The 12,530-nt window shown below is 64.2% G+C and carries 1 protein-coding gene (running past one end of the window); it reads right to left on the bottom strand.

Annotation, left to right across the window (positions count from 1 at the left end):
- Positions 1 to 12,530: the 5' end (the start) of an LEPR-XLL domain-containing protein gene (locus tag VGV07_RS20185; protein ID WP_326870530.1), read on the bottom strand. It extends 16,516 nt beyond the left edge of the window; only the first 12,530 of its 29,046 coding nucleotides appear in the window; its start codon is at positions 12,528 to 12,530; its stop codon lies beyond the left edge, outside the window.

The following is a 12,530-nucleotide window of genomic DNA, read 5'->3' as shown; positions in this document are numbered from 1 at the left end:
GAACCCGAGATCACCTTGGCATCGATGGTCTCGCTGGAGGTGGCCTCGAGCGAGAGCTCGCCGAAGGTCTCGACTTCCGTATCCTCGAGATACGCCTTGACCACGATCGGATCGTACGTCGGAGCGAGGTCGGCGCCGTTGGTGACGTAGCCGATATTGTTGCGGGCGATGCCGACGCCGATAGAGGCTGCGACGCCGACGCCGCCAAACGCAGCCGACCCCGCCACTGCGAGGACCTCGGCATCGATGTCGGAGGTACTGTCGGCGGTTACGCTGATGTCGCCGCCGGCATCGAGCATACTGTCCGCCGCATAGGCGCTGGCGCTGCCAAGCACAGTGTTGAGCGCCACGGCGCCACCGCCGGAGACGGAGACGCCGACCGCGCCGCCGCTGATGGCAACTGCAGCTGCCGCGGAGGTGGCTTCGATGGTGTTATCGAGCGTCGCCGAGATACTGATCGTCCCCGGTGTCGCCGCAGCGGGCGGATTGGAGCCGCTCGGCCGGTCGACGATATCGGTCACCGAGATATCGGCGTCGGCTGCATAGGCGCTGACGCCACCATCGATCGTGTTCTTGGCGACGGCGATGCCGACGCTGACCCCGACGCCGGTGGCGCCGATGCCAACGGCAAGCGAAGCTGCGCCGGCGAACGCGTCGATGTCGGAGGTGCTTTCGGCGTTGATGCTGACGCTGGCCGCATCGATCTCCGCCTTCGTGGCCGGCTGGCCTGAGATATAAGCGCTGGTTTCGACAGCGATGAGGTTCTCGACGTAAACGCCCGCAGCGGAGACACCGACGCCGACCGAGCCGCCAGCCAGGGCGCCGGCCGCGGCGACCACCGTCGCATCGATGGTCTGGTCGGAGATGGCGCTCACATCGACCGCACCGGTTGCGGTGACCTTGGACTGGTCGATGAAGGCCTTGACCTCGGCCGTGGTGGTGAGTTCCGCGGTGGTCAGCGGATCTTCGGTGTCGATCAGCTCCTGGTAGGTGAGCCCGCCATCGTCCCAATCGCCGATGGTGTTGAGGGCGACCGAGATACCGATGCCGACGCCGACACCGGTGGCGCCGGCGGCGACCGAAACCGCAACAGCGGCGATCTCTGCATCGATCGTCGAGATGGAGTCGGCCTCGACCAGCACGCTGCCGGTGACGTCGACGCTGGCCACACTGGCGATCGAAGCGACCACGTCGCCGCCGATCTTGTTCTGGGCCGCGGCGCCCGCGCCGCTGACGGCGACGCCGACACTGCCGAAGCCGGCACCAAAGGATGCCGCATAAGCCTTGGCGTTGATCTTCTCGTCGCGCTTGGCGTTGACCGACAAGTTCCCCGAATTGGTCTTCAGCTGCGCCACGCCGGCCGCCGAAGCGGTGACGCCGGCACTGATCTCGTTGAGCGCCACGGCGATGCCGAGGGCGATACCGGCACCGGTCGAGCCGACCGCCAGCGCCACCGAAGCAGCACCGGTCAGCACGTCGATATCGGACTTGTCCTCGGCGGCCACCTTGATCGAATCGCCGATGATGTCGGAGGTGGCACCGTCGATCAGCGCCGAGGTCGCGACGGTGATGGCATTGTGGGTGCCTGCGCCGGCGCCGCCGAGCGCCACGCCCACCGAGCCGCCGATGCCGATGGCCATGGAGGCCGCGACAACCGTGGCGTCGATCTTGCCTTCGGAGAGGGCGTTAACTTCGACCGCTCCACCCGAGGTGACGTCGCTGCTGCCGATATGGGCCTTGACCTGAGCCTGCGCGGCCGCGGCGCCTTTGATCACGTTCTCGGCGACCGAGACGCCGAAGCCGACCGCAACGCCGTTGGAACCGCCGATGCCCGCCGCGAATGCCGCGGCGACAATGGTGGCGTCGATATCTTGCTTTGAATGCGCATCAACCAGCACGCCGCCATCAACCGTGATGGTCGAAGTCAGAATGGTGGCGAGCACATCGGTGGCAATGACATTACTGGCCCCGGCGCCGCCGCCGCTGACCGACACGCCGCTGCTCGGGCTGCCGCTGAGGGTGAATGCCGCCGCTGCGGCGGTGGCGTTGATCTTGGACAGGTCCTCGGCCTTGACCGAGACGCCGCCAGAGCCGGTTACCCCGGTATCCTCGAGGTTGGCCTTGGTGGTGCCCTTAATGTCGTTGAGCGCCACGCCGGCGGCAATCGACACCGCGACCGAAGTGCCACCCGAAAGCGCGGCAGTCACACTGCCGGCCGCGGCAATGGCGTTGATGGTGTACTTGCTGTAGCCGCGGATCTCGAGACCATCGATACCCACGATGATGGTCGAGCTGCCGGTATCGCCACCATCGACGGTGGCGATCGTATCGGCCGCGATACGATTTTCGACGATCGCCCCGGCGATGCCGAACTGCTTGGCGCTCGACGACGAGGCGCCGATCGCCACGGCCGCGGCTGCGACGGTAGCATCGATGGTAGCCGTCGAGCTGCCGTCGACCTTGAGCTTCTTGCCCGACACGGTTGAGTTGCGGACACTTGCCTCGGTCTTCAGCGGCGTCGCCGTGCCGACTTGGGTGATCGAGCCGGTATAGCCGACATAGTTGAAGGCCAGTGCCGCGCCAATGGCGACGCCGTTCGAGGCGCCACCAAAACTGCCGGAGACCGACACGGCGGCCGCCAGCACTGTGGCGTCGATGTCGGCGGCATTGCCGGCATGCACTTCAACGGCACCCGTCGGGGCGGAAACGTCGGAATCGAGGATCGTCGCCTCGGCGCTACCCAGCAGCGCATTGTTGGAGATGGCACCGCCACCCGTGACGCCCGTGGTGGCGCCGCTGAGCGCCACGGCCGCGGCAACCGCGGCCGCAGCCGCCATGCTCTCGATCTTGCTCGCCTGGTCGGCGGTGACGGTGACCGAGCCGGCGTCCATGTCCGCTACACCGTCGATCGCCGCGTCGATGTCGGCGCTGATGATGTTGCGGGACACCACAAGGCTGATGGCGAAACTCTTGGTGCCGCCGCCGGTGAACAGGTCGGCCGCCAGCGCGATGACCGGCTGCACAACTTCCGAGGTGATGTTCGCGGTGTTGTCGGCATCGACCACCACGTCGCCGTCGGAATAGACTTGGCTCGAGTTGCTGATGGTGGCGCTGACAGTCGAAGTAACCCGGTTCAGCGCGATAACCGCGCCGACGCTGATGGTATCGCCGCCGCCAGCGCGCAGGGTGCGCACGAAGTTCGAGATTTCGGCATTGATGGTCTGGTCGCCATGCGCCTCGACATTGAGGTTGCCAGTGGCATCGATGGTGGTGTTGTCGATGAGCGCCGTGGTGGCGACCGGGGGAGCACCCTGGATGGTGTCGACCAGGTCGGTGCCGACCAACGCATCAACGGTGTTGAACAGGAAGTTCTGGTTCTGCACGCCGACCGAGTTGAAGGCGAGCGTCACCCCGACCGAGGTCTGCTTGGAGATGGTGTCGGCATCGAGCGTGGCGTCGATGGTCGAGGTGTTGTTGGCGATGACCGAGACGTTGTCGACCGACGTGACGGTGCTGCCGGTAAGCTTGGCGCTGGTGGTGCCCAGCACATTGTTGGTCGAGATGACGGCGTTGACGGCGATCGAGGTCGACTTGGCAGCGGTGCCACCAGTGACTTCGACCCGCGCCGTCAGGTCAGCGTCGATGATGCCGGTCTTGTCGGCGAAAATATCGAGGTCGCCGGTCAGCGTCAGCTTCGCGTCCTTGACCAGCGCCTCTGCCTTGCCCTCGACCATGTTGAGGATGGCCATCGCGCCGACCCCGGTGGCGCTGCCGCCCGCGAGGTTCGAAGCCAGCGCATTGATCAGCTCGACGCCGGCGCTGAGGCTGAACTCGGAGAACCGGGCGTCAGCCGCGATCAGGCCGCCGAGGTCGACTGCGACCCCATCGGGGCCGGAATACTTGAAGATCTTGCCCCGGTCGGCTTCGACCGCGTAGTCATCACCGATATAGACGAGATCCCCGTCGTTCAGGGTCTGCGTGCCCGACTTGGTGGTGTATTTGTAGCTCTCGATCAGCGACTGGATGACATTGGTGGCGATGCTCACGCCGTAGTCGTTCTTGATCTCGGCGATGGCCTTGATGTCGCCGACCGAAATGATCTCGCCATCGTCGACCGCCTGCACCAGCACGTCGTCCGCCTCGATCGTGTCTGACGAGTCTGCAGAATTGTCGATTGTCGCCGTTGCGCCGCCCGCCACCTTGTTGCTGGCGACGATGAAACCCATCGCTTTGCCGTCAGTGCCGGCGATCGAGGTCGTCGACGACGTCGCCTCGTTGCTGACCTCGGCGTCGATGATCGCCGTATTGTCGGCGCTGACGGTCAGATCGCCGGCGACGTCTATGGTGCTGGAGGTGATGTGCGCGTCGGCAATTGCCGGATTCTGCAGCCCGAACGCGTCATCGGCCAGCACGTCATCGCCCAGGATCGCATCGAGGCCGTTGAACAGCACATTCTGCGTTTCCCAGCCGACCGAATTGAAGGCAAGCACAACCCCAAAGGTTTCGCCGCCACTGGTCGAAGCAGCCGCGAGCGTCTTGGCATGGATCTGCGCGTCATTTACCGCCTCGACCGAGGCGCCGCCCTGCCCGGTGATGGTCGAATTGACGATCTCCGCGACGGCGCTCGACTGTACGAGGTTCGTGGCAATGGTGCCGTTGATGGCCAATACGGTATCTTCGGGAGGTTTGACTTCCCCGGTCTCGGGATCCGGCTTCGGATTGGGCGCGAACGTATTGGACGGCAGCGAATTGCCGCCGATTGCCGCAACGGCGCTGTCGGCGGTGGCACGCAATGTCGCCGTCTCGTAGGCACTGACGGTGACGTCGCCTGTTCCGCCTTCGACCTCGGCATTGTCGATGCTGGCCTTGGCACCACCCCGCACGTCGTTCAGAACGACCAGCGCACCAACGCTGGTTGCCGGTGCAACCGACAGGTTCAGGTCGTGCAGGAGAATCTCGGTGGCCGGGTCTTTCTTCCAGTAGTTGAGATCGGAATAGTCGACCTGAGTCAGGTCGGTACCCTGTCCGGTCGCGGCGGTCCCCATATAGGTATAGATGGCCCCGGCATCGCCGCCGATCAGCAGCCAGTCGCCGTTTTCGAAATCCTCGCTGTCCACGTCGGCGATCGTGTACGGACCGCTACCGATGTAGAGGTACTTGAGGCCGTCGTCCTCGCCATCGGCGGGCTGCAGCTTGATGACATCGCCAGGTTCGACATCGACGTCGAACGGCGGAATACCGGTGGTCATATCGACCGCTGCCGAGCCATACCCGTCATCCAGCCGGATACGGTCGCCATACTTGAGGCTGCGAATCTTGTCGCCGGAAGCGTCGGCGGTCGTGTCGTAGTCGGCCCCCATCACGTCGTTGAGAGTTTCCTGGATGATGCCGACGCCGGCATCATTGGTCACCGAGGTCTCGACCACCAGCTTGGTGTTGGAATAGATGCCGCTCTGGTCAGCGGCGGAAACGATAACTCCTCCCGCCGAGGTTATGTCCTTGCCGGTCGCTGACTTGGCGTCTTTGATCGATGCGGTCGCTTTGCCAACGACCTTGTTACCCGACAGCACGACACCATAGGAGGCACCCGAGGCCCCGTAGAGGGCCGCGGTAACAGTCTGTGCCGTGTTGGAAACGGTCGAGTTGATCAGGGCGCTGTTATCGGCGAGCACGCTGATCGTACCGCTGGCGTTGATCGTGCCGCCGATGACGGTTGCCGTGGCGTTGGCCCCGACGTCGAGTCCGAAACCGTCTCCCGCTATGTAGTTGGCGCCGACCAACGTGTCGATGGCGTTGAACAGGACGTTCTGCGAGTCCCAACCGACGGAATTGAAGGCGAGGGTGATCCCGGCAGCGGTGGCGCCCGACACGCCCGAACTGTAGTTGCGCGCATCGATGGCGGCGACGTTGGTGGCGAGAACCTCTAGGTCGCCCGCGGTGGTGATCCTAGCATCGTCGAGGGTCGCGGCGGCGTCGCCGAGCACGACATTGGTGACGATCTGGCCGTTGAAACCGAGCACATCGCCGGAGCCGTCTATGCCGCTGCCGCCACCGGCCGAAACGGTGTTGGTGCTGTAGGCCCAGATCCTCGAGGAGGCCGTGGCTTCGACCAGCAGCGAACCATCGGCAGGGCCGTTGCCGTGCGCGGTGACGGTCGCGGTCTTGATATAGGCCTCGGCGTTGCCGCGGACGTCGTTATAGGCGATCGACAGGCCGATGGCCTTGGAGTTGGTGGTAACGACGTTCCCGATGGCGGGGAAGAAAATGTCCTCGTAGTCGGCGGTCCGCAGCTGACGCCACTTCGTCGTGTCGGAGTAGTTGACCGTCGGCGAGGCGAGATCGACCGGGCCGAGCGCGGCGGCGCCGATATATTCGTAGATTTCACCGGCGTTGACGTCGAGCGCCAGCCACTGCGTCGTGTCGGACAGGTTGATGCCGGTATTGGTGCCGATCACCGTATTACCGAGATAGCGGTAGATCGTGCCGTTCATTTCGACCAGATCGCCGTGCTCGATGGTCGTCGGCAGCGTATCGCCGGGGGCGAACGAATCGAGGTCGATCTCGGCTGTCAGGTAGTCCAGCGCAACGCGGACCTTGTCGCCTTGTTCGATGGTGCGGACGCCCGACTTGGTGGTGTAGTCGTAGGAACCAGCGCCCAGCCGGTCGGCAACGCCGCGGACGACGTCTTCGAGGGCTCCCAGCGTGCTGCCGGGGGCCGTGGTCGAGACGACCTTGATGTCCGCCGAAATGGCGGCGTCGGTGCTTGCGGTGATGGCGATATCGCCCCCGGCATCGATCTGCCGCGTCGGATTGCCGTCGTCCAGGATAACGGCGCTGTTGTCGACATACGCCGAGGCGCCGGCGCTCACCTTATTGCTGGCGAGGATAGCTCCCGCCGCGGTGCCGCTCACCCCGTACTTGGCTGCGGGGGTGAAGGTATTCTCCCATTCCATCGCACTTTCGTTGCCGACGGTGGCGGATATCCCTGCGGTGTTGATGGCACTGACGCTCAGGTTGCCGGCGATATCGACTTCGGAAGTCTTGATGTAGGCCGTGGTCTGCATCGGTGTTTCGAGGCCGAGCGCCTTGCCGACTTCAGGGGAACCGATCAGCGCGTCGACCGCGTCGAACAGCAGGTTCTGCGGCTGGTAGCCGATGGAGTTGAAGGCGATGACGGCCCCGAAGACGGTTCCCGAGCCATAGGCGGCGCTGAGCGCGGTGGCATCGATCAGGGCGTCTGTGGTGGCGGTGACGGACAGCGTGTTCGCTGCTCCCGCCCCGCTCGCCTTGGTAACCGTGCTGTCGTCAACGGCAGCCGTCGTGCCGCCGAGGACGGTATTGGTCACCGAGACGACGCTGGCCGAATCCCAAGCGTCGATGATGCTGGAATCGAACGACAGGATGCTAGCCGCCTGCGTGGCCGAAACCGTAACAGCCTCGAGGGTGGTGAGCGTCGTCTGGTTGAGCTTGGCCAGCACATCGCTGTTGACCTGGTTGCGAGCAAAGATGCCGCCCTTGCCCACCGCGTTGCCGAAAACCGACTTTTCCGACATGCCCATTGCAAGCAGCGTCGTCTTGGCGAGGTCGGCCGGAACGATCGATTCGGAGTTGAGCTGCTTCCACAGACCGAAATCGTTGAAATCGGCCTCTGCCAGCACCACCGCCGCGTTGTCAGGGCCCATATACTGGTAGATCGATCCCGGCGCGCCGGCCGCCTCCACCCAGTCGGCATCGTTCGCGAAGTCGACCGACGAGATGTCGGTGAGGGTCGCGGCGCCGATGTAGCGGTAGATGGTTTCCTCGGACAGCACCCGATCGCCGGTCTGGATCTCGACCGCGGCCGGATCGTCACCGTCGTCGAGGTCGACTTCCGGCTGCTCGATGCGCACCTTGTCGCCGAGCACCATCTGCGGCACGCCCGACTTGGTGGTGAACTTGTAGTCGTCGAGAAGATTGGCGGCGATCGCGTTGACCGCGGTGACGCCGTTATTGTTGTCGAGCGAAGCCGTCGCGCCGAGCGCTGTGGCGGCATCGATGCTCGCGGTATCCTCGGCGGTCACGCTCACGGCCTTGGCAGTGACGGTGCCGCCGCTGATCTTGGCAGTCGCGGCGGTTGCGACTTTGTTTCCGGCAATGACGGCGCCTGTTGCCGACGACTGGCCATCGAACAGCGCCTCGTAGGCGGCCGAAGCCGAACTGTCGACCGTGGCGATGATTTCGGCGCTGGAGACCGCGTTCACCGCGACCGTGGCACTCGAAAACGTACTGCTGTCGGTAATCGAGGCTTCGACGTCGAACGGGTTCGGCGTGCGCAGCCTGAGATCGGACCCGGTCTGCCCGGCAACGTCGGCCACCACATCGCCCAGCAACGTCTCGACGGTATTGAACAGGAAGTTGCCGCGCTCCCAGCCGATCGTGTTGTTGGCGATCTGGAAGGCACCGGCCGTCGCGCCGTTCTCGGCGGTCGAAACCGTGGAATTTTCCGAAACGATGATCGACCGGTTTGTCGCCTCGACCAGGATATCGCCGACCTTGTCGAGCGTCGTTCCGACGGCCGAATCGACGATCTTGGCAGACGTCTCACCCTGGATGAGGTTGGTCGCGACCACGGCGCTCTGAGCCGCCGTGCCGCCGGCCATGAACAGGAAGCCCTTGACCTTGCCGAGCGCCTTGGTGACCAGCGTGTCCTGGTCGAATGGCGAACCGCCCTCGACGACGCTGAGTACGTCGGCGACGGCCTGGATGGTTCCGGTAGAGTCGGCCTTCACCGTTACGGCGCCTGCATCGATCACCGCGTCGGTGATCAGCGCCTTGGCGCCGCCGCGCACGTCGTTGAACACGATACCGGCACCGATCGACATGCCACCGCTGCCACGCAGGTTCAGCCCGCCGGATAGCACCGAATAGTCGAGTTCGGGTTTCCACAGGTCCGCATCGGTAAAGTCAACGGCGTCGGGGTCGGTGAGGTCCAGAGTCGGGTTGTCGGCACCCAGATAGGTATAGGTGTTGCCTTCGACGCCCGGAATCTCGATCCAGTAGCCGGTATCGGAGAAATCGGCGGCGTCGTCGGCCTGCTCGAAATTGATGGTCCGCGTCGCATCGGCGCCGGTCCCGACATACTTGTAGAGCACCCCGGCCGTGCCCAGCCGGGCCACGTAGACAATGTCACCGGTGGCGACGTCGATCGACCCGGTGTAGCCATCGGTCTTGGTGTCGTAGTTCAGCGTCACGGTGGTGCCGTAGGGCACTGCAGTGCCGAGCCCGTCGATCAGCGTCCGGTCGCTGTCGAGCTGTTGGCCTTCGGCGAAATAATCCTCGAGGGCATGCAGGCCGCCATCGCTCGACGAGATCGCCGCGGTGGAGATCTTGGTGTTCGAGTTGACGGTCGAATCATCCCAGGCGCGCACCTCGATGTCGCCCTGCGCTCCAACCTTCTTGGACGTCGCGCCGCCATCGATGGTGGCGACCGCAGAGCGGCTGATCTGGTTGGACGACAGCACCGCCGCAATCGACTTGGCGCTGCTCGACAGGATGCCGCCTTCGCCCCGGTTGCGTAGCGCGTTGCTCACCGTTGTGTTGGCGACGCCGCGGGAGTTCGCGGTGACCACCACCGCGCCGGCGGCGACAACGACCGTGTCGACGATCGAGGCAGAAACTTCGACCGGCGTTTCGTTGGTCCAGAACTCGGTCCCCAACAGCACATCGAGCGAGGCCTTGGCGAGATCGCCCGCCGTGGAACCGATGTCAAAGCCGATGACGTTCAGCGCCTCGAGCGCAGTCACTCCGTTGGACGAAGCCATGCCGAGACTAACGGCCCCGTTGCCGTCGACGCTCATATAGATCGTGGCGTCGATAAAGCTGTCATCTGCGGCCGTCACCACCAGGTCGCTGCCGTCAGTTGTGGTGATCGCGCCGCCAGCGATCCTCGCCGCGACCCCGCCATTGACGACGTTGGCGGCCAGAATACCAGCCACGGCGTTCTTTGCCTCGACCGGATCGGCGGTGGTATCCTGGCCCGTTGGCGCCGAAGACGCGTAGGCGAGAAGGTTGGTCTCGTTGCTCGCCGAGACGGTCACGCCGCCGGAGCTCTCGACGGTAGATGCCGAGATGGTGGCAGTCGTCAGCTTGTCGACGATGTTGACGATGCTGACGCGCGCCACCTGAATCGTCGGGAACGCGACGTTGGGATCGAGCCTGGGCTGGAAGGGCATTGCGATGGCGATGAAGCGCGACGCGTCGGTTGCCGTTACCGAGAGCCCGCCAGCTCCAGCCGTGATGACGCTCGCGTCAATCGTTGCGGTTGTTGCGCCGGAAACAATGTTCTCGGAATCGAGACTACGCGCGGTGTAGGACGTGCCGCTGGCAGCATCGACGGCAAGACCACCTGCCGCCACGGCGACGCCCCGCAGCAGCACCTTGACGAGGTCGCCGCCGTCGCTGGTTTTCGTCGACGCCGAACCGATCGAAGTGGAGACGATGTCGTTGCGGACGTCGCCGGTGCTGCCGGCGGCAATGCGAACGTCGCCCGCCGCGCTGATCACCATTGGCGCGCTGGACACCGCGCCCGTTTCCGGACCGACCAGCACCTCGGCGCTGCGGTCTAGCGTGATGTCGGACGATACCGCAGAAAAGACCACGACGCTCGACAAGGCCGAGATCAATGCGTCGATCTCGGTCTGCAAAGCGGCGCGTGCTGTCGTATTGTCGTTGGCGGCGATCGTAAGGTCGTCGACATCATCGCCGGCGGTGCCGCCGGTCTGAACAATATCCGCGTTCGCGGCAATCAGAACCTTGGTCGCGTTGGAGATGTCGAGCGTAGCTTCGAGCTGTGCATTCTTGAAGGCGACGAGGCTTTCCGCCAGCGTCTTCAACTGCTCCATGCCGATCTTGCCACGGGCAATGGCGTCCTTGAACGCCGCATCCGCCGTGCTGAACGAGGTCGAAGGATCAGCGGTAATCTCCGCCAAGACGTCAGGATCGAGGCCTAGCCCGGCGAGCGATGTGTCGGGCAGGATAACGTTGGTCAGCCCGAGCAGATTCGGAATCTGCACTTCCGTGATCATCGAATCGACGTCGACATCGGTATTTGCGGCGATGCCGATGACCTCGCCAGCGATCTCAGCGGCGCTGCCGATGGTGATCGTCGAGGTGTTGTTAAGGTTCAGCGCGATGGTTCTGATCGTCGACGCGGCCTGACCATGGCTGCGCACCGTATTGGCTGCGACTGAGCTGATGATCACCGAATCGGCGGTGATGCTGCCGTTGACGAGCACTGTCGCCGACGTGCTGCGGGTAACGCTCAGCGTCGTGGCATTGCCATCGCCATCGGCGTTGGCGTTTGCCGCATCGAGCGAGACGCGCGACCAGTCGACGGCCTTGATGGTGATCGCCTCGGCGACGACATCTGCGCCCGCCTGGATGCTGACGTTTTCCGCACTCAGCCCGAGCGTACCGCCGACGGTGACATTGCCGGCGACGACGATCTGCTCGCCAGCGTCGATCATCAGCGAGAATGCGGCATTGGAGGGCAGCGAACTGATCGTCGTGACGTTGGCCAGGTCGCCCAGGTAGAGCCAGACCGGTCCGGTGGCGGCCGTATCGTGGTTGATCCCATCGATCACCGCGCGCACCACATTGGCGCCACTGGCGATGATCGAGACGTCCTTGCTGGCCGCAGCGGCGATAGTGTTCCGCATGTCGACAACACTGACGCCGCCGCCGACGTCGAACGGCTCCATGTTCTCGAAGGTCAGCGTCGAAAGATTGTCGAGCCCCACCGAACCCGACCCGTTGGCGCCAAGCGTGGCAGTGCCAGTGGTGTTGACGCCGGAATAGATGACCCGGTCATTGCCGCCAAAGCCGCCATCGACGGTGCCGCTGAGCTTGCCGGCCGCAGTGAAGGTGAATGTGTCGGCGTTGCCGTCGGAACCCTCAAGATTGCCGAAGCCTTCAAACGTGAGGTCAACCGCCTGGCCATTGATCGAGCCCGACTGGTTGCCGTTGATCAACCAAGCCGTGGCATCGGAGGTGTCGTAGATCAGCCGGTCAGTCCCGCCACCGCCAGTGAGGGTGATGGACGGAATGAGCGTGTTGGAGCCGAACGAATCCTCGTCGATGCGGATCGTATCATTGCCCGAACCGCCGGTGATGTTGATGCTGCCGGACGCGTTGATCTCATCCAGATCGCCAAAGGCCAGCACTTTGCCGCCGCTCTTCTGGTCGAGGATTTCGACCCGGCGCACGGTAACGGTGGACGGACCGACGACCTTTTCCTCTTCGATGAGGCGTACCAGCAGGTCGTGATCCTGCACCGTCGGGTCGGTCGAGAAATTGAGGTTCAGGTCGGCATTCAGCAGCAGCCGCGGTTCGAGCGAATCAAAGACCAGGCGGACGCGCTCAGCGAGTTGCCGGTCCGACCTCGATCGACGCAGGAGTCGCTTCAGCCTGTCCTGCAGCGCACTGGCCAGCTTCACCCGGCGCTGCGAGGTGGGACGCCCGAAGATGCCTTCGGATCTGAACGGATAGGCCAT

The organism is Devosia sp., assembly GCF_035944845.1.
In the GTDB taxonomy this organism is placed as follows: domain Bacteria; phylum Pseudomonadota; class Alphaproteobacteria; order Rhizobiales; family Devosiaceae; genus Devosia_A.
Note: the sequence above shows the minus strand (reverse complement) of the source record. Positions and strands in the feature narration are given on the sequence as shown.